The organism is Leeuwenhoekiella sp. ZYFB001, from assembly GCF_011784865.1.
Lineage (GTDB): Bacteria > Bacteroidota > Bacteroidia > Flavobacteriales > Flavobacteriaceae > Leeuwenhoekiella > Leeuwenhoekiella palythoae.
Genome location: NZ_CP050460.1, coordinates 1063242 through 1088183, shown reverse-complemented (window position 1 = coordinate 1088183; position 24942 = coordinate 1063242). Strand labels below are relative to the sequence as shown.

The window sequence follows — 24942 nt, the reverse complement described above, 5'->3', positions numbered from 1 at the left end:
ATTTTTGAATTAACTATCTAAACTCATAATTGCTTTTTCATTTACAAATTCTTTAATACCAAAACCACCGTGTTCTCTACCATATCCTGAAGCTTTTACACCACCAAAAGGCATATTAGGTTGTGCGAGGCCAAAACTGTTGATAAATACCATTCCGGTGTCGAAATGATTTTTGGCAAGTTCAAAAGCTGCCTTTTCGTCTTTTGAAAATATACCACCACCTAAACCAAAGCGGCTGTCATTTGCGATACGCATAGCATCCTCATTATCTTTTGCTTTGATCAGCGAGGCAACAGGACCAAACAACTCATCATCATAAGCCGGTTGACCGGGTTTTACATTACCTAAAACCGTTGCGGGATAAAAGTAGCCTTCACCTTTGGGCAAATTACCACCGCATAATACTTCGGCTCCATTAGCAATACTTTCTTGAACCTGATCGTGCAATTTTTCTCGTAAATCCTTACGCGCCATAGGTCCAATATCCACGGTGTCATCTGTAGGATCACCAAATTTGATTTTTTCCATTCCGGCAACGAATTTTTGCTTGAATTCATCGTAGACTTTCTCAGTTACAACAAAGCGTTTGGCGGCAACACAGGTTTCCCCGTTATTATAAATTCGTCCTTTAATACTCCATTCTACTGCGGTATCAACATCAGCGTCATCTAGTACTAAATACGCATCGTTAGATCCCAATTCCAATACGGTTTTCTTTAAAGCTTTTCCGGCTTTTTCGCCAACAACTTTTCCTGCTGCTCCACTACCGGTTAAGGTAACTCCGCGTACCAAATCATTTTCAATGATAGCGTCAGATTGGTCGTGCGAAATTCTCAGCACCGTAAATATGTTTTCCGGTAAACCTGCCTCCCTGATGATTTTTTCGATCAACAATGCAGAACCGGTCACATTTTCGGCGTGCTTCAGTAATATCCCGTTACCCGCCATTAAATTAGCGATGGTATAGCGCATTACTTGATAGGTAGGAAAATTCCAAGGTTGAATGCCGTAAATCACGCCTAGTGGTGCATAAGTGATCACACCTTTTCCGCCTTGCGGCAGGGTGCGCTTTTCATCCTGTAAAGCTTTAGGCCCATTTTGCGCAGTATATTCGCAGATACCTACACACAAATCAACTTCTTGTTCCCCCTGACTGATGAGTTTCCCCATTTCTTCAGTCATCAATTTAACCAATTGCTCTTTATGCTCAGCGAGACTTTTACCTATTTTCTGAATAAACGCTGCACGTTTTTCTAACGGAAAGGTCTTCCACTCTAGAAAAGCATTGTGCGTCGCTTGAACCGCATCACTTGCTTCTTGATCGGTCATCATCTTATATCGATCAAGAGGTTTACCGGTAGAAGGATTTATAGTTTGAATGGTATCTTTACTTGTAGCCTTTTGCGTGGCATTGGGCTTATCTAAAATGTCTGTACTCATAATAGTTCTTTTAAATAGTTTTCGGTATTACTTAAATAGTAAGCAACCGCAATTTTTATTTTAAAGTTAATGAGTAGCCTAACTGAAACAAGGGGTTTTAATAAAGCCTTAAGCACATCTTATGGGGAATTTAGCATATGATTCTTCAAATAAAGACTGAAGTATGAAATTAGCGTTTATGCTTCCACTGAAATAAAAGCTGGAGTATGATAATGAGTATGGAATATACTAACCCCAAAGTCGCCACGCCCGCCCACTGATAATGCTGCCATGCGTAAGCTCCGGTAACCGTACCTAGCGCTCCGCCTATAAAATAAAGCACCATATAAATGGTATTTACCCTATTGCGCGCTTCTGGGTTTTGATTAAAAATGATATTCTGATTGGTTACGTGCAAACATTGCAATCCAAAATCAACCGACAAAACTCCTATTACCAGACCAAAAATAGAATTTCCACTAAATTGAAAAACGATCCAAGACACAATGAGAATAGCTGTAAAAATATAGATGAGCTTCTTAGACGGATATTTATCATTCAACTTACCCGAAATAGTAGCGCCTAAAGCTCCTATCATTCCCAAAACGCCAAAGAGTCCGGCTGCACCACTACCGTAACCAAAATTGGTTTCCATCAAAAATACTAGCGTGGTCCAGAATGCGCTAAATCCTGCAAAGCCCAATGCACCTCGTAAACCGGCAATACGCACTTCGGGCTTGGTTTTAAATAATTTCCAAAGCGATTGCATGAGTTGAGAATACGTTCCTTTAAAATTGGTGGCGACATCCGGTAATTTAAAATAAAGCAGTGCTGCATAAACAAGCATAATTCCGGCAGCTACGTAATACATAAAACGCCAACCAAAATACTCTCCTACTAATCCGCTGAGAAAACGGCTTCCTAAAATCCCGATCAGCAAACCGCTCATCACGATCCCAATGGCTTTACCTCGGTTTTCTTCAGAAGCGAGTTGGGCAGCCATCGGCACAAACAGTTGAGGCACTACAGAAGAAAAACCCACACAAAAACTAGAAATTGTAAGCACAGTAAGAGAAGGCGCCATTGCAGTCACCAACAGGGAACCAATAATCGCCACAAAATCGATCAAAATGATGGTTCTTCTAGAAAATTTGTCCCCTAACGGAATGATGAAAAGCAAACCAAACGCATATCCTAATTGTGTTGCGAGCGGAATATTGCTCACCTGCGCCTCGGTTACCGAGAAGGTTTTGGCCATTAAATTAAGAAGCGGTTGGTTGTAATAATTATTGGCCACAACCAGACCCGCTCCTGCAGCCATCAAGTAGAGTAGCCCACGATCAAGTTGGGTAGCTTTCATTAATAAAAAAGGAATTTCAAAAGATTAGCATCTGCCGAAGATACGGTCCTTTGCGAGTTGTAAAAGAATATGAAACTGATCTTCAATATTAGTATGCGTATTGTCTAGCAAAATCGCATCTTCTGCCTGCACAAGCGGAGAATCGGCTCTTGATGTATCAAGTTTATCACGCTTCTGAACATTCTCTAAAACTGCTTCATAACTTACGGCATCGCCTTTAGCTTTAAGCTCTTCAAATCTACGGCGCGCACGCTCGTCTGCAGATGCGGTCATAAATACTTTCAACTCGGCGTCAGGGAAAACCACGGTACCAATGTCACGACCATCCATCACAATGCCTTTTTCTTCGCCCATCTCGTGTTGCTTTTGCACGAGCAGTTTTCGTACTTCGGGAATCGCAGCGATCTGACTTACAAAGTTGGATACTTCTAGTGTTCTGATCTCCCGTTCTACATTTTCGCCATTAAGATAAACGTCGGCAATCCCGGTCTCTGCATTCATTTGAAACTTTACTGAAACCATAAATAAATGCCTGATCAACGCTTCTTTATCAAAATGCCCGGCTTTGATAAATAATTTACGCATCGCATACAGTGTCACGGCACGATACATCGCACCGGTATCAACATATACGTAGCCCAATTCTTGAGCCAGCATTTTGGCTACTGTACTTTTACCTGTAGAAGAATAGCCGTCTATGGCAATGGTTATTTTTTTCAAAAGTTTATGCTTGAAGATTAAATAGTATCGTAATTACTTTAGTTCAAATCTATATTTAAACCAAAGAATCCTGAGCTGGCAGCAGTGTTGTAACGCGCGTAGCTGTAACTCAGGCGCAATTTATTAAACTTCACAGAGAAACCGGCACTAAGACCTGCAAAACTACGTTGATCTACAATACGCAATTCTTCGGCTCTACGCACACTATATCCCAACCGAATATTAAAGCCTTTATCTGGAAATAATTCTGCTGCAAAAATCATATGGCGAAGCGCTTCATCAAAGAAATTGACATTTTCCGGGGTAGAATTTCCATTTAGGTCTGAAGTTGCTCGTGCGGGATTAGCAAAGGCTAAATTCCAATTTTGAAGGTTCTCTAAAGTAAAATGCCATCGCACCGGAACGTATTCTAACTTTTGAGAAATACCAAGATCCACTTCTAGCGGAAGCCTTTCATGCGTAACATCGTAAGCCATAAACTGCGTACCAATATTGCGCACCACTCCGGCAATATTGAGTTCCAGTTCATCATTAACGTAGATAAATCCCAGATCTACTGCGCCACCTAACGAAGTGTACTGCTCCAATTTTGAAGAAATCAATTTAACATTAGCTCCAACAAAAAAATCTGTTCGCGGAATATTATAAGCATAACCCGCAGAAAAGGCCACTTCGCCTCCACTAAAGTCTGCTGTGGCATTACCGCGCTCATCATAGCCTTTAAAAGTACCATAATTTACATACGTGACCCCGGCGTGAAAAACGCCACTCCGCCGATCGTATTCATAAGCATAGCCTACAGTCCCATAATTTACATCAGCAAGATAGTTGACATAGTTTAAAGAAAGTTGGTTATGCATTTCTGGATTGATCGTCGCCGGATTGAATAAACCACTTGTGGGATCGTAACTGTAATCGGTTAATAGTTTTCCGCCTAGCGCAGCTTGTTTTGGCGAAGAAACTAAATTCAGGAATTGATATGTCGCGCGACCTCCCAATTGCGCCCAAAAACTGAAGCTCGTCAACAAGGCTAAAATTAAAAGTAGCTTTTTTATCATATCAAATCATCAAACAACCCGTATCGCAAAACGTATACAAGTATACTTTATTTCTACCCCATTAAAAAACCCGCTAAGTGACTTAGCGGGTTTGATTAAAATGTATCTAAGAGTTTAAAGTTGCTTAGCACGTTTAACCTTTTCATTGGTCAAAGCAATGTCAAGTACTTCGCTCATATCATTCACGTAGTGGAATGTAAGCCCTTTAAGGTAATCTTCATTGATCTCTTTAATATCACGCTCATTCTCTGCACACATAATGATTTCTTTAATGTGCGCGCGTTTTGCTGCAAGAATCTTCTCTTTAATACCGCCTACAGGCAATACTTTTCCACGCAGCGTGATCTCGCCGGTCATTGCGATGCTTTGTTTTACTTTTCGCTGTGTAAATAATGAAACTAACGAAGTCAACATCGTGATCCCTGCACTCGGCCCATCTTTTGGCGTAGCACCTTCAGGTACGTGAATGTGTACATTGTACTTTTCAAAAACGCTAGGATCTAGTTCCAGATATTCGGCGTTTGACTTGATGTATTCCATTGCAAGGGTAGCGCTCTCTTTCATCACTTTCCCCAAGTTTCCGGTAACGCTTAGGTTTCCTTTTCCTTTAGAAAGTATAGATTCAATAAAGAGAATATCTCCGCCTACTTGCGTCCAAGCTAGTCCGGTTACTACTCCGGCTACCTCATTATTTTCATATTTATTGCGCTCTAGTTTTGGAGAACCTAAAACATCAATAACCGTCTGGTTGTCTATTTTGATCTTGTACTCTTCTTCCATCGCAATATTTTTAGCTGCATAACGCACCATCTTTGCGATTTGCTTTTCTAAGCCGCGCACACCGGATTCACGCGTATACCCTTCCACAATTTTCTCTAATTGAGGTTTTGCAATCTTCAGTTGATCTGCGGTTACGCCGTGTTCTTTTAATTGTTTCGGAAGTAAGTGACGTTTCCCGATTTCAACTTTTTCTTCAATGGTATAACCGGTAACATTGATAATCTCCATACGGTCACGCAATGCCGGCTGAATGCTACCCAAATTGTTTGCCGTAGCAATAAACATCACTTTAGAAAGGTCAAAACCAAGTTCTAAGAAATTATCGTGAAACTCTGCATTTTGTTCAGGATCTAACACTTCAAGCAAAGCCGAAGAAGGATCTCCCTGATTACTGTTGCTCAATTTATCGATCTCATCTAAAACAAATACCGGGTTGCTGGTTCCTGCCTTTTTTAAATTCTGAAGAATTCTACCTGGCATCGCACCTATATAGGTTTTACGGTGTCCGCGGATTTCGGCCTCGTCACGCAAACCGCCTAAACTCATACGCACATATTCGCGTCCAAGCGCCTCGGCAACCGATTTTCCTAAAGAAGTTTTACCAACTCCCGGAGGTCCGTACAGACATAAGATAGGAGACTTCATATCATTTCGCAGTTTTAATACTGCGAGATATTCAATAATTCGCTTCTTAACATCATCTAATCCGTAATGATCGCGGTCAAGAATTTTCTTAGCACGCTTTAAATCGAATTTATCTTTGCTGAATTTATTCCACGGAAGGTCTAGAAACAGATCCAGATAGTTACGCTGAATGCTGTACTCCGCAACCTGTGGATTCATTCGCTGCATTTTGGCAAGCTCTTTTTTGAATTGCTTACCCACTTTTTCATCCCACTTTTTCTTCTTCGCACGTTGACGCATTTCTTCGATCTCATCTTCTTGAGAAACGCCACCCAATTCTTCTTGAATTGTTTTCATTTGCTGATGCAAGAAATACTCGCGCTGCTGCTGACTCATATCGTTATGCACACGGCTCTGAATGTCATTTTTCAGCTCCAGTTTTTGCATTTCGGTATTCATATAGCGCAACGTCTGTAACGCACGTTCTTGAAGGTCATTGATCTCCAAAAGGCCTTGTTTTTCCTCAACACTCAAGTTCATATTAGAACTCACAAAATTGATGAGAAACGATTCGCTCTCAATATTTTTGATCGCAAAACCTGCTTCACTAGGAATATTAGGGGATTGTTTAATGATCTGCAATGCCTGCTCTTTAATCGACTCGATAATCGCTTTAAATTCAGCAGAATCTTTTTCAGGTTTGGTTTCAGCAACTTCACGTACCGTCGCCACCAAGTATGGTTTTTCGGTGATAACTTCAGCAATATTGAAGCGCTTTTTACCCTGAATGATCACGGTAACATTTCCGTCAGGCATTTTCAACACACGTAAAATACGCGCCACCACACCTGTGGTATTAATATCGTCTGCAGATGGATTTTCTACTTCACCATCCTTTTGAGAAACAACACCTATAATTTTTGAACCTTTATTCGCCTCGTTGATCAAGTCGATAGACATATCACGCCCGGCAGTAATCGGGATCACAACACCGGGAAATAGCACGGTATTTCTTAAAGGAAGTATAGGTAAGGTTTCAGGTAATTCTTCTCTATTGATCTCATCCTCATCCTCAGGAGTCATCAACGGAATTAACTCAGCATCACCTTCAAAGTCCTGCAATGACAGATTGTCAAGATTTGTAAATTTTGTTCTAGCCATATTATTTAACGCCACATTGTCACGATTTCAATTCTTTTGAAAACAATGCGATCTTTTTTATTTGATTTAAACCCTTTAATAATGGGCTTTTAAGCTGTTTAGTATCTTTCTTTACTTCTATAATTCAATTCCTATGCCACCTTAACTTTTAGTGTTGATGGAAAAAAATTCCGCAGAACTGTAACAAACTGCTTACCGACGTATCTTTATACTGAAGCATTAACCTATTGAACACAACTAACCATCATATTGATCTGCTTTTAGAGCAATGTAAAAACGGAAATCAGCACGCGCAGCTTACGGTTTACAAAAGGTATTATAAAGCTATGTACAATACTTCGCTACATATTGTAAAAGATAGCGCCGAAGCCGAAGATGTAATGCAAGAGTCGTTTTTAAGTGCTTTTACAAAGCTTGATTCGTACAGCGGAGAAGCAACTTTTGGGAGTTGGTTAAAACGTATTGTCGTCAATAACAGCATCAGCAGTTATAACAAACGTAACCGACTCAAAGAAGACGATTTGGATGATACGCTTTACAAGTTAGAAGAAGATCAAGGCATTACTGAATGCGACACTAACCATCTCGAGGTGCAACGCGTTTTACAAACGATGAATCATCTCAAAGATAATTATAGAATGGCGCTTACACTGAATCTGATCGAAGGTTACGATTATGAAGAAATGAGCGACATTCTAGGAATAAGTTATGCCAATTGCAGAACTACAGTTTCCCGAGCAAAAGAAAGTTTAAGAAAAAAATTGAGTGAGCTAATCACCGAATAATTATGAAACCGAATTTAGAAAACTGGTTTGAAGAACAGCGCGACTGTTTTGACATTGCCGAGCCCGGCGATGGTCACGAACTGCGCTTTTTAAACAAACTCAAAGAGACACAAGTAGAAGAAAAAACCGTCAAAAAGCTAGACTGGTGGAAACACCTTGCTTCTGCTGCTGCAATTGTACTGATCGTTTTTGCAGGTTACGCAACCCTTAAGCCTGCAAATAGCGGCGCGGAATTGGCTGCAGTTTCCCCGGAAATGGCTAAGACGCAGGATTTTTTCACCAAAGCTATTGAAGAAGAACTGTATAATATCAACGAGGCTCGAACTCCTGAAACGCAAGAACTAGTAGAGGATGCTCTTGTTCAGCTTGAAGCTTTAGAAAAGGATTACCAAGAGCTTACCGAAGATCTCGCTACTAGCGGTGAAGACAAGCGTGTGATTTATGCGATGATTGCCAACTTTCAGTCACGTATAGATCTGCTCAATACAGTTTTAGAAGAAATCGAATCAATCAAAAAAATTAAAAACGACGTATATGAAGACCAATTACTATAAATATCTTTTTCTTTTTCTAGTTACCAGCGCGGTAACTTTTGCAAACGGCAATGATCCTGACCGCTTTAAAGGCAGGTATACAAAAGAAAAGAAGATCAACAAGCAATACAATGTGAATGCTAATGCGTTGCTTAAAATCAACAACAGCTACGGCAACGTTGATGTCATCTCTTGGGATCAAAATCAAGTGGTTATCGAGGTGCACATTAAAACCAACGGTAACGACGAGGACAAAGTCATCAAAAAACTTAATCAGATCGAAGTAAGCTTTGAAGCCTCTGCAGATATGGTTTCGGCACGTACCGAAATTGAAAGCACAAGTAGTTCGTGGTGGAGCAGCTGGACCTCAGGAGGAAACAATGTAAATATGGAGATCAATTATAAGATCAAAGTTCCTATTACTAACAAAGTTGATCTTAGCAACGATTATGGCGGGATTTCAATAGACAAAATCAAAGGCCAGGCAAAAATATCTTGTGATTACGGACATTTAGATTTAGGCGAATTGCTTGCAGACAATAACCTGCTGAGTTTTGATTACACTAACAACTCCAATATCGCTTATATGAAGAGCGGAAAGATCAGAGCAGATTACAGTGCGTTTACACTGGAAAAAGGCGGAAATATCGAACTCAATGCAGATTATACCAAGTCAACCTTCGGAAGCATTAAGAACTTGCAGTATTCTTGCGATTATGGCGGTCTTAATCTGGATGCTGCAGAGGCCATTAAAGGAAGTTCAGACTATTTAAGCGTAAAGCTTGGCAAAATCAGCGGCCCGGTTGACCTCAATATGGATTATGGTTCGATACGCATTGACGAGCTTACCGCCAGCGCCGGTAATGTGAGAATCAACTCAGAATACGCCGGAGTAAAAATTGGTTATAATGCTGCTTATCAATTCAATTTTATTATAAAACTGGATTATGCAGGGCTGAACGGCGAAGAAGATTTTGAGATCACCAAACGCCAGATCGAATCTTCAGATAAATACTACGAGGGCTATTACGGAAGCGCTTCAGCAAAAAATAACGTGAACATCAACTCTGAATACGGGGGTGTAAGTTTTTATAAAGTCAATTAATCACTAATCAATCAAAAAATGAAAAAAATCATTCTAATCTTAGGTATTGCGCTTCTTTCTTCAACGGTTAACGCACAATGGTGGGGCGGCAAAAAAGTAACCGGAAACGGAAATACTATTACTGACACCCGCAACGTAAGCGACTACGATGAAGTAGGCGTTGCAGGCTCATTTGATGTAATTCTTGTGGCAGGAGCCGAAGGAAAAATCACTGTAGAGGCCGAAGAAAATCTTCAGGAGTATATTATTACCGAAGTTAAAGGCGATAAGCTTAAAATCTATACCGAAGATGGCGTTAGCTTGAGAACCAGCCGCAATAAGGATATCATTATTACAGTTCCCTTTAAAGATCTTGAAGCGGTAAACCTAGCCGGAAGCGGTGACGTTACCTCTAAAGATGTCATCAATGCACAGGATTTTAAATGTTCGGTTTCTGGTAGCGGCGATATGATTCTTGAAGTTAATGCGCAAGATGTAACCGCATCAGTAGCAGGAAGCGGAGATATTTCGCTTAGCGGAAGCACGCAAAAATCTCATTTAAAAGTAGCAGGAAGCGGTGACTTACACGCTTCAGATTTGAAAAGCAATGATGCTGATGCCAGCATCGCAGGTTCTGGTGACATCAGCTTAAATTGCAATGGCGGGACCTTAAAGGCAGCCGTAGCAGGATCAGGAGATATCGTGTATACCGGTAAACCTGACAAAGTAGATTCTAAAGTTGTAGGCTCAGGAAGTGTGAGCAATTAAGAAAATTTTCATCAATCAAATCTGGAAAATGGCTGTCCCGAAAAGGGCAGCCATTTTCTTATTCCGCTTGTTCTACAATACGCTTCCGCGGAACAAAGAACAGTAAAATCACACCTACGATAAAGAATACAATAAAGAATAAAATCGCATTACGTATGTTGTATTGGTCGGCAATAAACCCATAAGTAGACATCCCGATCACAATTCCTATTTTTTCTGAAACATCATAAAAACTGAAATACGAAGCGGTGTCCTTCTCTCCTTCCGGAATCAATTTAGAATACGTAGAACGCGACAACGACTGAATCCCTCCCATTACGAGACCGACAAAAGCAGCGGTAAAATAAAACTGAAACGGCGTGGTGATCGTATAAGCATAAATACAAATCGCGATCCAAATGCAATTGATTACGATCAAGGTTTGAATATTGCCAAACTTGGCCGAAGCTTTTGAGGTAAGCCAGGCACCAAGAACCGCAACCAACTGAATCAATAAAATACTTACGATAAGTCCGGTGGTGCTGTCTGTAGTTCCCCAGTCGAGTTCTTCGATCCCAAAATAAGTGGCTATAAGCATTATCGTTTGAACCGCCATACTGTACACAAAAAATGCACTCAGGTAGGTACGCATCGGTTTATCTTCTTTAAGCTTTTTCCAAATTTTCCGAAGCTCTTTAAAACCGTTGAACATAACATTTTTGGTCAGCTTCTCCTTCTTGTTTCCTTTCGGCAAATAATAGTAAGTATACTGACTGAAGCCTATCCACCACAATCCCGTAAGCACAAAAGATAAGCGCGTTGGCAAGCCTTCATCTTCAAAACCAAAAGTCTCATACATCAAGATCATCGCTAAACAAACGATGAGTAAAATCACGCTCCCTATATAACCTAAAGAATAGCCTTTTGCACTTATTTTATCCTGCTGGTCAGGAAAAGCGATATCCGGCAAATACGAATTGTAGAACACTAAACTAGCCCAAAATCCTATCAATGCAAGAAAGTAACATAACAGCCCAAACCAGAGATAGTCCATATTAAACCAAAAAAGACCTATACAAGAAAGCGCACCCAGATAGCAGAAAAACTTCATAAAACTCTTCTTATTCCCTACATAATCTGCGATTCCGCTCAAAAACGGACTCAAAAAAGAAACGACCAAAAAAGCAGCGGCCGTGACGTAGCTGATGAGCGTATCATTATTAAAATCGTATCCTAGAAAGTTTACCGTGTCATCCAGTATTTTTCCATCTTCATCTTTTACAAGCGTGAGCGCTCCGTAAAAAATAGGAAAAACAGCAGAGGCGATCACCAAGCTGTACACCGAGTTCGCCCAGTCGTAAAATGCCCAGGCATTCAAAAGTTTTTTACTTCCTTTAGGTAAAGCTTCCATAAACTTAAGGTTGTTATTGAAGCGTCTAAAATAAGAAAGCCGCTTCAATAGAGCGGCTTTTCATTTTTATTTTTGCGTTATCCTACTTAAAAGTGGTAACTCCGAATTTTTTTGCTTCAGCTTCTGCGCGCGGCGCGATTTGAGTAAGCGCTGCAATACGCGTATCTGGCGAAGGGTGTGTACTTAGGATTTCTGGAGTACCTGAACTTCCTTGAGCCTTCATACGCTCCCAAAGTTTTGGTGCTTCATAAGGGTCATAACCGGCGATTGCGGCAATGATGGTCCCGATCTCGTCTGCTTCACTTTCGTGACTACGGCTAAAAGGTAAGATCGCTCCTACCGTACTTGCTGTACCATAATATTGATTAAACAATTGCCCAGCACGAGAATCTCCAAGGGCTACGCCACCAACAGCACCCACAATTGATTGTCCTTGTTGTGCGGTCATACGCTGCGCACCGTGATTTGCCAATGCGTGTGCCAACTCGTGACCAAGAATCATCGCTAAACCAGTCTCATCTTGAGCTACCGGTAAAATCCCGGTGTAAACCACAATCTTACCTCCCGGCATACAAAAAGCATTGATCGCTTCATCTTGAACTAAATTATACTCCCATTTATATTCATCTAGATAATTGGGGTAACCTAAAGCCGTCATATATCTCTCAGCAGCCTTTGCTATCTTGTTTCCTACGCGTTGCACCATTTGTGCTTCGGCGGTACCTTTTACTACCGTATTTTGTGCAAGAAATTCATTATACTGCTGAAATGCCATTGGAAAAATGGTCTCATTGCTGTACGCATTAAGTGTTTTCTTTCCGGTAAACGGACTTGTTTTACAACTTATAATCAGAAATATAATCGCTAGTGCGACGAGTATTTTTTTCGTTTTCATTTTAAACTATTAAAGGTTAGTGGGTTGAAATTACAAATTCTGCCAAATTCTATTTTAACAATTAGCTTAACTTTAGTACAAGTTGTGAAAATTATCCTATCATATGCACTACCGAAAATTCTTTAGGCAGTTTTAAATATTTTTCCCTTTTATCCAGATTATTTAAGTCGTAAGCCACATTATCAACCGTGATCTTTTTGATACTGAAAGGCAGCCCAATGAGATTGAGTTTAATATACTCATATTCGGTTTCAAAGGTTCCTGTTTTAAACTGTTGAATACTCAAGTCCTTTGCCTTTCCGGTTAGCTTGAAATTTCTCAAACTGTACCGCCCTTTTTTGTAATCATAGCCGTCACGCGCATCTTCATAAACACGAGATTCAACGGTATCTTCAGCATAATACACATCGAGCTTGAGCTCCTCGATTTTCTTTTCACCTACATATTGCTGCACGGGATAACGCGGAATGATCGCACCTTCTTTTACAAAAATCGGGATGGTGTCAAAATCTGCATCCACCCAAAGTTCGCGCCCACCTTCTACAACTTCATTATTCCAGAAATCATACCAACGACCACGCGCCAAGTACATGCGACGTCCTTTAGAATTAGGCTCTAAAATAGGACATACCAGAATATGGTTTCCGAAGATAAATTCATCAGTACGATAATGCGTATGCACATCCTCTTGATCGTAATACACTAAAGGTTTCAGCATAGGAACACCTTCGGTTGCATACTCATAAAATGCAGTATATAAATAAGGAAGTAAGGTATAGCGTAATTCAATGAATTTTCGGGTAACATTAGTAACCTCATCGTCAAAAGACCAAGGCTCCTGATCCCCGTGATGTCCGCTAGAATGCACTCTACAAAACGGATGAAAAACCCCGAGTTGAATCCAGCGCACAAAGAGTTCGCCTGTAGGTTGTTCAGCAAATCCGCCAATGTCTGTTCCTGTAAAAGACATCCCGGAAAGACACATACGCTGCACTTGATTGTTAGCGATCCATAAGTGTTCCCAAGTCGCGACATTATCGCCGGTCCAAGACGACGTATAACGTTGCGCACCACTGTAGGCAGAACGGGTGATTACTAATGGACGTTTAGGGTACACGTAGCGTTTTACACCTTCATAGGTTGCACGTGCCATTTGAGTACCATAAATATTGTGAGCCTTGCGGTGGCTGCAAGGATGCCCGTCATAATCGTGACGTACATCATCAGGAAAGGTTTTTCCGGGAACCTCCATCACGGCGGGCTCGTTCATATCATTCCATACCCCGCGCACACCAATGTCGTGCACCAGTTCTTTGAATAAATCTGCCCACCACTCCCGTACTTCCGGGTTGGTAAAATCAGGAAATGCACATTCTCCCGGCCATACCTTACCTACCATATCAGGACCATCGGCACGCTTACAGAAATAATCATTTTCTAAGGCTTCTTTATACACCCAATATTCCGGATCGATCTTTATTCCCGGATCAATGATCACAATGGTTTTAAACCCATCATCAAGAAGTTCTTTGACCATGCGTTTAGGATCGGGAAAATATTCTTTATTCCAGGTAAAGCATCGAAACCCATCCATATAATCAATATCCAGGTAAATTCCGTCACACGGTATTTTTAGGTCTCTAAACTTTTTAGCGATTCCTTTGACTGCACTTTCCGGATAATAGCTCCATTTACACTGCTGAAAGCCTAAAGTCCATAGTGGCGGAAGCTCAGGTTTTCCGGTTAAATGCGTATAATTTTCTACCACTTCGTTCATTCCAGGTCCATAGAGAAAATAGTAATTCATTTCCCCGCCAGGAGCCCAAAAGCTAGTAACATCAAGGCGCTCGTGACAGAAATCAAAACTTGATTTGAAAGTGTTGTCAAAGAAGATTCCGTAGGCTTGTTTATCCTTCAAACCAATATAAAAAGGCACTGATTTGTATATGGGATCTGTATCTTTCCCAAAAGCATAGGAATCTGTCGCCCAATTAGAAACGCGTTTTCCGCGTAGATTGAGGTGCACCGGTTTATCGCCCATCCCATAAAAAGCTTCCCCCGGATGCGAGCGCTTGCTCATTTTGACGATATTTCCGCCAAGGGTAAAACTTTCTTCATAATGAAAGCCTATTTCGTCTTCATTGATCAGGTTGCCTTCCCGGTCTAAGATCTTTGATTGCAAGCTGATCTTTTCGATCTTAATGATCAACTTAGAAGTGGTTACAATATAGAAATTCTTGTTTTCAGAAAGCTCTAAGTGGTTGTACCCTATGTGATTTTCGGGATCTATCGCATATGAAAAATCATCCTCGAGAATCCCTCGGGTCCCATACCTAAACCGGATCACGCTATCACGCAATACGGTTAATTCTAAGATTACATTGTTTTGGGTGGTAAAGTATAATGTGTCGACTTCTTGCCGAACGCTTTTGATCTCGTTTGGAAATTGATTTCCTTTTTGTTCTAACTCAGTATTAATAATCATAATAGCCTGTGTAAGGTGTTAGGATTACTAAATTAAAGGTTTCCGAAGTTAATCTAGGGGTCAAAACTAAAAGATATCAACTACAACGTTAACACTGCGCGCTTTTTGTTGCTACTCGAAAACAGCATACTTTTTCAAGACTTGCCTGATGAAAATCTGTAAATACCTATACAATTAGCGAGATCGCAAAAAGCGCTTTACTTAAGACCGAAAACCATAACCGCAAGTGGTGCTAAATCTAGAGTTATCGAGTGCTCGCGACCATTCCATGGAGTTGCTTCGACCTTGACTTTTTTGCTGATAAAATCACCGCTTCCGCCGTATTTCTTTTCATTACTATTAAAGAGTTCTTTTACCTTGGTATTTGCTCTAGTAAACGCTTCCGGAACTCCTACTTTGTAGTTTTCGCGTGGCACCGGAGTAAAGTTACAAATCACCAAAACTGCGCTTTCGGCATCGTAACCCTTTCTCAGATAGCTCAAAACGCTATTTTCACCATCAGCCCATTCGATCCACTCAAAACCTTCCGGACGAAACTGTCGCTCATATAATGCTGGTTGCGACTTATACAATTTATTGAGGTCTTTAACGCACTCTTGAATTCCTGTGTGAAAATCATATTGTAATAAATGCCAGTCTAAACTTTCTTGAAAATTCCATTCTGCACTTTGACCGAATTCGCCTCCTTGAAATATCAACTTAGTCCCGGGATGTGTGAACATGTACCCAAACATCAATCTAAGGTTGGCAAAACGCTCCCACTCCGGGCCGGGCATACGGTCAAAAAGCGAGCGTTTTCCGTAAACCACCTCATCGTGCGAAAGCGGCAACATAAAGTTTTCTGAAAACGCATAGGTCATACTGAAGGTAATATCGTTTTGATGGTATTTACGATGCACCGGCTCCTTTTTAAAATACTCTAAGGTATCGTGCATCCACCCCATCATCCATTTCATTCCAAACCCTAAACCGCCTAAGAATACCGGTTTAGAAACTCCGGTATAACTGGTAGATTCTTCAGCAATGGTTTGCACATCAGGATAGTTTTTATAAACCGTCTTATTCAGCTCTTCTAAAAACGAAATAGCGTCCAGATTTTCTCTGCCTCCAAACTGGTTAGGCTCCCACTCCCCGTCTTCTCGAGAATAATCAAGGTATAACATAGAAGCGACCGCATCTACCCGCAACCCGTCAATATGGTATTGATCTAGCCAGAATAAGGCGTTACTAATTAAAAAAGCACGCACTTCATTACGACCATAATTGAAGATGAGCGATTTCCAATCGGGATGCCATCCTTTACGTGGATCTGGATGCTCATATAAATGAGAACCGTCAAAGTTACCCAAACCGTGTGCATCTTCAGGAAAATGTGACGGGACCCAATCAAGGATCACGCCTATACCCGCCTGATGTAATTTATCTACAAGTAGCATAAATTCTTCGGGGTAACCAAAGCGTGAAGTAGGCGCAAAATACCCGGTCAATTGATATCCCCAACTCGGGTCGTAAGGATATTCCATAATGGGCATAAATTCCACGTGGGTAAATTCCATTTTTTTTACATAGGCAACGAGTTCGTCTGCTAGTTCTGTGTAGCTCAAGCTTCGGTTTTCCTCGCCTGTTTTTCTCCAGGAACCTAAATGCACTTCGTATACTGAAAAAGGGGTGTCAAGCGCATTGTATTTCGCCCGGCTAGACATCCATTTTTTGTCTTTCCATTTATAATCTGCGGCATAGACGACAGAAGCTGTCTTAGGCGGATGCTCAGCGCGACGTGCAAACGGATCAGCTTTTTCTGTCTTGACATCATTGTGATTAGACTGAATTTTATATTTATAAATAGCGCCCGGCATAACTCCCGGTATAAAACCTTCCCAGATTCCGCTGCCATCCCAACGTACATTTAATTTATGATCACCCTCTAACCAATAATTAAAATCACCCACCACAGAAACTGATTTTGCACTGGGAGCCCAAACAGCAAAGTATGTACCTTTCTCTCCTTCTAAAGTCATTGGGTGTGAACCTAACTTTTCATACAGGCGAAAGTGCTTTCCGGCTTTAAAAAGATCGATGTCAAATTCTGAAAATAAGCTGTGAACGTATACGCTACTCATAATGTTGTTGGTTAAGGATGTTAGAGATGCCTTTTAGTGGAATGATCGCCCATCGCGGACGCGCATTGAGTTCGTAACCCAACTCATAAACGGCTTTCTCCAGTAAGCAATATTGTAATAAAAATTCGATTTCTTTGATGTAACCAATATTTAAATTGGCGGTTTGTACTTCGTTAATATAGGTTTTTAAAAACACACCAATGATGTGGCTGTAGAGCACATCTGCAACCTCAAAAAGCTCTTCAAGTTCAAAATCGTAAGACTCGTGATTGTTGAAAACCGTTGCGTAGATCGCGTAATTAAACGATCTAAAAATCCCGGCAATATCTTTAATTGGTGGTTGTTTGACCTTTCGGTCTCTGATGGTACTTTCCGGTTCTCCTTCAAAATCTATGATAAAGAAATCCCGATCCTGCACCAGAACTTGGCCCAAATGATAATCGCCGTGAATACGCAAACGCTCACTTTTAAGCATCGTTTCGTCAAAATCAAGAAATTGTTTACGTATGATCTTTTTCTTACTTAATAATTCATTTGCCAATTCAAGCTGAAGGCCGTCAAGCTTGTGTAAATTATTTTCGACCAAATTGATTCTATTTTCAAATTGATAGATCAATCTGTTTTTTAACCATACGGAATAATCATTACTGAAAGCCTGCGGTGTAAACGCTGTATTGATGCGCTCTTGTCCTAATGCAATGTGCATTTGTGCGGTACGCAATGCTAACTGTGAAACATCTTCAAAAAACTCGATAGGACACCAAGCCAAGATCGAAGCAGGAACATCGGTTATGGAGATTTGCTCCAAGTATTTTGTAGCTCGCAGCGTTTCTAATTTGGGTTGCTGACGCGAAAGTTCTTCAAACGTCAATTTTAGGTTATGCACAAAATATTCCCAGGCATCGCCTTGATTGGGTACTAATTCTTGCATCAGCCCTAAAGTGATCACATTTTTATCGCTAAACTTTAAAGTGATGCTTCCTAAATATTTTGGTGTATTGTTGAAAAGTGCTTTTGCCGTAAGATATTTACTAATCTCATAATCGGGATTTTCATCTACATAAACCCTTCTAAAAATCTTTAAAATGTATTTATCGTTATAAATGATAGAGGTGTTGCTCTGTTCTACGCCCATCAGTCGGCTGCTTTTGTAGCCTTGAGATTGATTAGAGCGACCTCGACGATAGGCCACTTCTTTATAGCGGTATTTTTCTCCCTCTAAAATTTTCTCAAAAATCTGCTTTCTGAAAGACTCTAGAAGCAAAGCATCTACAAGAAAACCTGAGGTTCCGTTGAGTTTTAAATGTGCAATAAATTTGTCGCCAACCACCTCCTGATCTGTCACAAAAGCGATGGGCAAGAAATAATTGTGCACAAAAGCTTCTCTAAAATTCACTTCAAGTACGATCCCATAAAAAGTATCTACCTCATCTTCTATCGGAAAGCTATCAATGACCTCAATATACTTTAACGCGCTGGCTTTACCACCATACCAACGCTGATTGAGAATGTAAGGCTCAAGAATATCCTCGCACAGTTCTTTCTTAAAGCGATCTGATTCTAGCAGCTCCTTCCAACCGGTATCATATTTGAAAACGATGCGTCCGTCTATTTCCTGCTCCTGATTCATGGTTCGTTGTTTTTGAAGTTTAAGGTGGATTTTTGCTATTTATAGATCTGAAAAATATGCACCGGAAGTGCGGGATGTAATTCGACGTAGTTCCATTCTTGATTCCAGGTATAGGTGCTGTCTGTGATAAGATCTTTTACAACAACTTGAGAACCCGGTGCGAGGTTCATTTTCTCATAAGGGAGTCTTAAATGCCCCGATTGCTTATAATATGGGTCCAGACTTACCACGATAAGCAATTCGTTATTGCGGTCCTGATCCCATTTATAGTAAGCCATCAATGCATCGTGATGAAGTTCACAAAACTCAATATTAATAGTCTGTTGCAACGCAGGCTGCTGTTTGCGAATCAAATTCATCTTGGTAATGAGGCGACTCAACTTGTTCTCGTGCTTCCAATCCCAATGGCTGATTTGATATTTTTCAGAATTGAAATACTCCTCCTTACCCGGGACGGCATCACTCACCATAAATTCATAAATAGGCCCGTATAAACCAATGTTTGAACTCAAAGTTGCTGCAAGAGCATAGCGAATGATATGTTGTGCTTCATTTGCGCCTTGCAGATGATACGGATTAATATCTGGAGTATTCGGCCAAAAATTAGGTCTAAAATATTCACGCATTTTAGTCTGGGTAAGCTCGGTCATATATTCAACCAACTCGTGCTTACTGGTGCGCCACGTAAAATAGGTGTAAGATTGGGAATAGCCTTGTTTTGCTAATTGTTGCATCACTTTAGGTCGCGAAAAAGCTTCGGCTAAAAACAACACATCGGGATGTTTTTTCTTGATTTCGGAGATAAACCAATTCCAGAAATAATAAGGTTTGGTATGCGGATTGTCAACTCGAAAAACTTTTACTCCAAAGTCGATCCAGTGAAAAGCAACGCTGAGCAATTCTTCCCAAAGCTTCTTATAATCTTCAGATTCCCAGTGGAAATTGACAATATCCTGATATTTCTTCGGTGGATTTTCAGCATATTGCATCGTGCCATCCGGTCGCTTTCTAAACCACTCTGGATGCTCCTTTAAATACGGATGGTCAGGAGCTGCCTGAAATGCTAGATCCATCGCAACTTCGATCCCCAGACTTTTGGCGTGTTTGATCAGGTTTCTAAAATCTTCTTCAGTGCCTAATTCCGGGTGAATACTTTTATGTCCGCCAAAACGCGAACCGATTCCCCAAGGTACTCCGCTATCGCCCTCTTCTGCATTAGTTGCATTATTCTTTCCTTTTCGGTTTACTTCCCCAATAGGATGAATGGGCGGAAAATACAACGTATCAAATCCCATCGAAGCTACACGTGGCAACAAACGCTCACAATCTTTAAACGTACCATGTTGCCCGGGCTGCTCGCTAGCCGATCTTGGAAAAAACTCATACCATGTACTGAAACGTGCCTTCTCACGATCTACATAAACTTGTAGTGTTTTGCTCTCGTGTGCAAATTTCCGTTCCGGATGGTCCTTAAATATGCGATTTAAATCGTGAGAAACAGCATAGGCACAAGCCTCATCATAGCGCTTTTCATCCTGAAACAATTCCTTTAACGTATTAACGTATTGCTTGCCATCATTGTCAAGCTTTTTTTCAACCGTTTCAAGATATTGTACCCCGTCAAGCAATTCACTCTTTATATATTGTCCGTCTTTAAGTTTTGCTTCGGTACCGTGCTGCCAGTTTAATGCGTGATCAACCCAACCGCGCACTTTGTACTCATAAAAGCCCTGCTGATCTACCCTAAAAGTTGCCGCAAAATGATCATTGCCTTGAGGTTCCAGCCGAACGGTTTTCCACATCTTGTCGTGCTCGCTTTTGTAGCATACTTCGGCATCGATCACGTCGTGACCGTCTCCTAAAACATCTGCCGTAACAGTAACGAGTTCGCCAACAACTCTTTTGATAAAAAAATCCCCACCTTGAAGCTGGGGCTCTACATTCTCTATAACAATACGTTCTCTAGTCAAGGGTGTTAGTTTTTTATTGGCACCTCCAAAAGGTTTAATACTCCGTTCCAAAAGCTTTCGGGATGCCTGAAAATTCAAAATTCGTTTTCGAGCAATGCCTCACAGACTTGCCCTAAGGTAGTTTAAGTTCAGTTGATTACCCTTAAAAATAATAATAATTAATTACAAGCCTAGCCGAAATAAGAATTTGACAAAGGCTTAACAGAAATGTCACACGTTAGTCTTTTGTTAAAACCGCGACTATTATAAACCAGTGCTTAGTGCATTGCGTAATTTTAAAAAAAAGAACTATGAAAAAGTTATTGCTACTTGGGCTACTCGTAAGCCTGTATGCCTGTAAAGGCACTGCTCAAAACGAGAAAAAAGAACAATTTCCGGTTTCTAAAACCGAAGCAGAATGGAAAGCCGAACTGACCGATGCAGAATTTCAGGTCTTGCGTAAAGAAGGGACTGAGCGCGCGTTTACCAGTGACCTTCTGAACGTTAAAGAAGAAGGAACTTACGTATGTGCTGCGTGTCAAAACCCGGTTTTTAAAAGCAAAACAAAATTTGATAGCGGTACCGGCTGGCCCTCTTTTTACGATTATATAGAAGGAAATGTTGCTTTTTCTTCAGATAACAAATTAGGCTACACCCGTACTGAGGAGCACTGTGCCAATTGTGGCGGGCACTTAGGTCACGTATTTAATGATGGACCAAAGCCTACCGGTAAACGCCACTGCATTAATGGAGTCGCTTTAAATTTTGTACCTACTAAAGGTTAATCCGAAAACCATAAGGTCTCAATCGAAGCCTGCGGTGAATTGCTAACATAAGATTTCCGTAGTAGGATAGGCTGATTACAAAACAAGAGATTTCCGCCTTCGCGGAAATGATAAAAAATATTATGAAAGAATACCCAATACAAAAAAGCGAAGCGCAATGGAAAGAAGAACTCGGTTCTGAGCGTTACCATATTTTACGCGGTAAGGGCACTGAGCGCCCGCATACCGGTAAATACAATTTGCATTTTGAAAAAGATGGCACTTATCACTGTGGCGCTTGTGATGCAAAACTTTTTGAAGCTAATAGTAAATTTGAGAGTGGTTGTGGCTGGCCCAGTTTTGATGAATCTATACCCGGAGCTGTAGAATATATACGCGATACCACATTCGGAATGATACGCACCGAAATTCTCTGCGCCAATTGCGGGAGTCATTTAGGTCACGTTTTTGACGACGGACCTACGGAGACCGGTCAGCGCTACTGTGTAAACTCAGCCTCAATAGATTACGACAAAAACTAAAACTATATACCAAGAGGCATCAAGATTTCATTGGCGTTAATGTTTTATTAAAACTAAAGCTTTAGCATAGTTTTAAAAGTTTCGGAATGACTCTTGATTTACTTTTAGCGATAAACATAAAGACAAAAAACGATGAAAAAATTATTTACAATACTTAGTATCGTAGCCTTAGGATTTACAGCTTGTGAAGGAGACCCAGGACCACAAGGACCTCCTGGATTAGATGGTCTAGATGCTGAATACTCAAAAGTTGTAGAAGTGGAAACCACCTTATCTTACAATTCTGATTCTGGAATTTGGGAATCTCCTATCATCGAATTCCCAAGCAATGTTGAAGTTTTAGATGGTGATGCTGTTATTGCTTATAGATTGGAATATATTGATAACGGACTAGATGTATGGACTCAGCTTCCTCACAATTTTTTCTTTTCTGAAGGTACGATGCAATATGTTTTTACACATACAATAGGCGATGTTCAATTCTTGATTGATGGAAATTATGACTTATCTAATATCTCTACCGATTATACAGATAATCAAATATTTAGATATGTTTTGATTCCTACCGAATTTGCTGAGCAATTCAACGGTGACTTCTCTAACTACAATGAAGTTATGAGCGCTTTAGAATTGACCGAAACTGATGTTCAAACGCTTCAATAAGCACTTAGCATAAAATTCATGAAAGGCTTACTCACGGAAATACGACAATGTTCCGTTTGTAAGCCTTTTTTGCCTTTAGGCGCTAACCCTATTATTTCGGCTTCACCAAAAAGCAAAATTGTTTTAGCCAGCCAGGCGCCCGGTAAAATTGCCCATGAGAAATCAATCGCTTGGGACGATCCCAGCGGCCGCCGATTGCGAGCGTGGCTAGGCGTTGATGAAGATACTTTTTATAATTCTGACAATTTTGCCATATTACCTCTGGGATTTTGCTTTCCGGGGAAAGGCAAAACCGGTGATCTTCCTCCCCGCCCGGAATGTGCTCCGCTTTGGCACAAAAAAGTAACCGATCATTTTGAGGCGGATCCGTTGTATATTTTAATCGGTAATCACTCCCAGCGGTATTATTTAAACGATAATCTGACGCTTACCGCCCGAATCAAAGCTTTTGAAAGCTATCTGCCGCAGCATTTTGTACTTCCACATCCTTCGCCTGTTAATCGCTTTTGGATGGCTAAAAACAAATGGTTTGAAACCGATGTGCTTCCGGTTTTACAACGTGTAGTAGGACAGCGCCTAGCATAAGATAACGCGCTAAGATTTTCTTTGAAGACCAACCTTCAATTTAATGGCAAGATTCAGGCTACAAAACCGTTGACGGTGGCTACAAATCTGCACAACTTATGCGTTCGTTTTTTAGACTTTTAATGCGTAAATTCGTGCCTTCAAATTTCACTGAAAACTATGAGTAAATACGATATTATTGTCTTAGGAAGTGGACCCGGTGGTTATGTAACGGCTATCAGAGCTTCACAATTAGGTTTTAAAACCGCTATTGTAGAAAAAGAAAGCCTTGGAGGCGTTTGTTTAAACTGGGGGTGTATTCCTACCAAAGCGCTTTTAAAAAGTGCGCAGGTTTTTGAATACCTCAAGCACGCCGAAGATTACGGTCTTAAAGTAGAAGGTGCAGATAAAGATTTTGATGCGGTTGTTAAGCGTAGCCGTGGAGTTGCTGAAGGAATGAGCAAAGGTGTTCAATTCTTGATGAAGAAAAATAAGATCGACGTTATTGAAGGTTTTGGTAAACTAAAACCAGGTAAAAAAGTTGACGTTGATGGTACCGAGTATAGTGCAGACAACATCATCATTGCAACTGGTGCGCGCTCACGCGAACTACCTAGCTTACCTCAAGATGGTAAGAAAATCATTGGGTATCGTGAGGCGATGACTTTAAAAGAGCAGCCTAAGAAAATGATCGTTGTAGGATCTGGTGCGATAGGGTGTGAATTTGGTAGTTTTTACAATGCGATGGGAACAGAAGTTACCATCGTAGAATATATGCCAAACATCGTTCCTGTAGAGGATGAAGAAGTTTCTAAACAATTTGAGCGTAGCTTGAAAAAAGCAGGAATCAACATTATGACCGGTTCATCTGTAGAGTCTGTAGATACTTCTGGTGACGGCGTTGTTGCTACTGTAAAAACTAAAAAAGGCGAAGAAAAATTAGAAGCTGATATTGTACTTTCAGCGGTAGGTATCAAAACCAACATTGAAGGCATTGGTCTTGAAGATGTAGGTATCATTACCGATAAAGATAAAGTGATCGTAAACGATTGGTATCAGACCAATATGCCGGGTTACTACGCGATTGGTGATGTAACTCCCGGTCCTGCACTAGCACACGTTGCTTCTGCTGAAGGAATTATTTGTGTTGAAAAACTTGCGGGAATGCACGTAGAGAAATTAGACTATGGCAATATTCCTGGATGTACGTATGCGTCTCCTGAGATCGCTTCAGTAGGAATGACTGAAAAGCAAGCTAAAGAAGCTGGATACGAACTTAAAATCGGAAAATTCCCATTCTCAGCTTCTGGTAAAGCAAGTGCTGCCGGAAACAAAGATGGTTTTGTAAAAGTTATTTTTGATGCGAAATACGGTGAGTGGTTAGGTTGCCATATGATTGGTGCCGGCGTTACCGATATGATCGCAGAAGCTGTGCTAGGTAGAAAATTAGAAACTACCGGTCACGAAGTGCTTAAAGCGGTTCACCCACACCCAACAATGAGTGAGGCGGTGATGGAAGCGGTAGCAGCAGCTTATGATGAAGTAATTCATTTATAATAGACTTTAGACTTTAGACTTTAGACTTTAGACTTTAGACTTTAGACTTTAGACTTTAGACAAAATTAAAACCTCTGAAATTGAAATCAAT

20 protein-coding genes are annotated in these 24942 nt (G+C 40.7%); 9 read left to right on the top strand and 11 right to left on the bottom strand.

Going from position 1 to position 24942, the window contains the following annotated elements:
- Positions 1–9: 9 nt before the first annotated feature.
- The 5 genes from HCN54_RS04805 to lon all read right to left on the bottom strand — a co-directional run bounded on the left by HCN54_RS04805 (position 10) and on the right by lon (position 7122).
- Complete coding sequence (locus HCN54_RS04805) at positions 10–1440, bottom strand: NAD-dependent succinate-semialdehyde dehydrogenase (RefSeq protein WP_167596770.1); 1431 nt, start codon at positions 1438–1440, stop codon at positions 10–12.
- Between the two features lie 169 nt (positions 1441–1609).
- Positions 1610–2779, bottom strand: a complete 1170-nt coding sequence (locus tag HCN54_RS04800) for an MFS transporter (RefSeq protein WP_167596769.1) — start codon at positions 2777–2779, stop codon at positions 1610–1612.
- A 24-nt stretch (positions 2780–2803) separates the two neighbouring features.
- Complete coding sequence (gene cmk, locus HCN54_RS04795; RefSeq protein WP_167596768.1) at positions 2804–3499, bottom strand: (d)CMP kinase; 696 nt, start codon at positions 3497–3499, stop codon at positions 2804–2806.
- 38 nt (positions 3500–3537) lie between these two features.
- The gene (porQ, locus tag HCN54_RS04790) at positions 3538–4557 is read right to left on the bottom strand and encodes a type IX secretion system protein PorQ (RefSeq protein ID WP_167596767.1); all 1020 of its coding nucleotides are present in this window, start codon (positions 4555–4557) and stop codon (positions 3538–3540) included.
- A gap of 114 nt (positions 4558–4671) precedes the next feature.
- On the bottom strand, positions 4672–7122 hold the full coding sequence (lon, locus tag HCN54_RS04785; protein WP_167596766.1) for an endopeptidase La: 2451 nt from the start codon (positions 7120–7122) through the stop codon (positions 4672–4674).
- 227 nt (positions 7123–7349) lie between these two features.
- Between lon and HCN54_RS04780 the strand changes: the two genes are divergently transcribed.
- Genes HCN54_RS04780 through HCN54_RS04765 form a run of 4 tightly spaced genes read left to right on the top strand, consistent with a single transcriptional unit; the run spans position 7350 to position 10292 of the window.
- Positions 7350–7907 carry an RNA polymerase sigma factor gene (locus HCN54_RS04780; RefSeq protein ID WP_167596765.1) on the top strand — a complete coding sequence of 186 codons (558 nt, stop codon included), beginning with the start codon at positions 7350–7352 and terminating at the stop codon, positions 7905–7907.
- 2 nt (positions 7908–7909) lie between these two features.
- Entirely contained in the window at positions 7910–8461 is a 552-nt protein-coding gene (locus HCN54_RS04775) for a hypothetical protein (protein ID WP_167596764.1), read from the top strand.
- Positions 8442–9545 carry a hypothetical protein gene (locus HCN54_RS04770; protein WP_167596763.1) on the top strand — a complete coding sequence of 368 codons (1104 nt, stop codon included), beginning with the start codon at positions 8442–8444 and terminating at the stop codon, positions 9543–9545. Before HCN54_RS04775 ends, HCN54_RS04770 begins: the two co-directional genes overlap by 20 nt.
- An 18-nt stretch (positions 9546–9563) precedes the next feature.
- Positions 9564–10292, top strand: a complete 729-nt coding sequence (locus tag HCN54_RS04765) for a head GIN domain-containing protein (RefSeq protein WP_167596762.1) — start codon at positions 9564–9566, stop codon at positions 10290–10292.
- 58 nt (positions 10293–10350) lie between these two features.
- Here HCN54_RS04765 and HCN54_RS04760 read toward each other — a convergent pair whose 3' ends face one another.
- The 6 genes from HCN54_RS04760 to HCN54_RS04735 all read right to left on the bottom strand — a co-directional run bounded on the left by HCN54_RS04760 (position 10351) and on the right by HCN54_RS04735 (position 20833).
- Positions 10351–11682 carry an MFS transporter gene (locus HCN54_RS04760; RefSeq protein WP_167596761.1) on the bottom strand — a complete coding sequence of 444 codons (1332 nt, stop codon included), beginning with the start codon at positions 11680–11682 and terminating at the stop codon, positions 10351–10353.
- 82 nt (positions 11683–11764) lie between these two features.
- Positions 11765–12577 (bottom strand): M48 family metallopeptidase, encoded by an 813-nt coding sequence (locus HCN54_RS04755; protein ID WP_167596760.1) that lies wholly within the window; start codon positions 12575–12577, stop codon positions 11765–11767.
- A gap of 91 nt (positions 12578–12668) precedes the next feature.
- A complete protein-coding gene (locus tag HCN54_RS04750) occupies positions 12669–15062 on the bottom strand; it encodes a glycoside hydrolase family 31 protein (RefSeq protein WP_167596759.1) in 2394 nt (797 codons plus the stop codon).
- Positions 15063–15259: 197 nt separating this feature from the next.
- A complete protein-coding gene (gene glgB, locus HCN54_RS04745; RefSeq protein ID WP_167596758.1) occupies positions 15260–17182 on the bottom strand; it encodes a 1,4-alpha-glucan branching protein GlgB in 1923 nt (640 codons plus the stop codon).
- Positions 17175–18812, bottom strand: coding sequence for a trehalose synthase (locus tag HCN54_RS04740; protein WP_072982630.1), 1638 nt, complete (start codon positions 18810–18812; stop codon positions 17175–17177). Before HCN54_RS04740 ends, glgB begins: the two co-directional genes overlap by 8 nt.
- Positions 18813–18847: 35 nt before the next feature.
- Positions 18848–20833, bottom strand: a complete 1986-nt coding sequence (locus tag HCN54_RS04735) for an alpha-1,4-glucan--maltose-1-phosphate maltosyltransferase (RefSeq protein WP_240924945.1) — start codon at positions 20831–20833, stop codon at positions 18848–18850.
- A 239-nt stretch (positions 20834–21072) separates the two neighbouring features.
- On the opposite strand from HCN54_RS04735, the gene msrB (HCN54_RS04730) reads away from it, so the two are divergent.
- The 5 genes from msrB (HCN54_RS04730) (at position 21073) to lpdA (ending at position 24851) form a co-directional block, all read left to right on the top strand.
- The gene (gene msrB, locus HCN54_RS04730) at positions 21073–21546 is read left to right on the top strand and encodes a peptide-methionine (R)-S-oxide reductase MsrB (RefSeq protein WP_167596757.1); all 474 of its coding nucleotides are present in this window, start codon (positions 21073–21075) and stop codon (positions 21544–21546) included.
- Between the two features lie 122 nt (positions 21547–21668).
- Positions 21669–22067, top strand: coding sequence for a peptide-methionine (R)-S-oxide reductase MsrB (gene msrB / locus HCN54_RS04725; protein ID WP_167596756.1), 399 nt, complete (start codon positions 21669–21671; stop codon positions 22065–22067).
- Between the two features lie 132 nt (positions 22068–22199).
- Positions 22200–22730, top strand: coding sequence for a hypothetical protein (locus HCN54_RS04720; protein WP_167596755.1), 531 nt, complete (start codon positions 22200–22202; stop codon positions 22728–22730).
- Positions 22731–22748: 18 nt separating this feature from the next.
- The gene (locus tag HCN54_RS04715; protein ID WP_167596754.1) at positions 22749–23315 is read left to right on the top strand and encodes a uracil-DNA glycosylase family protein; all 567 of its coding nucleotides are present in this window, start codon (positions 22749–22751) and stop codon (positions 23313–23315) included.
- 159 nt (positions 23316–23474) lie between these two features.
- A complete protein-coding gene (gene lpdA / locus HCN54_RS04710) occupies positions 23475–24851 on the top strand; it encodes a dihydrolipoyl dehydrogenase (RefSeq protein ID WP_167596753.1) in 1377 nt (458 codons plus the stop codon).
- Positions 24852–24942 lie beyond the last annotated feature (91 nt).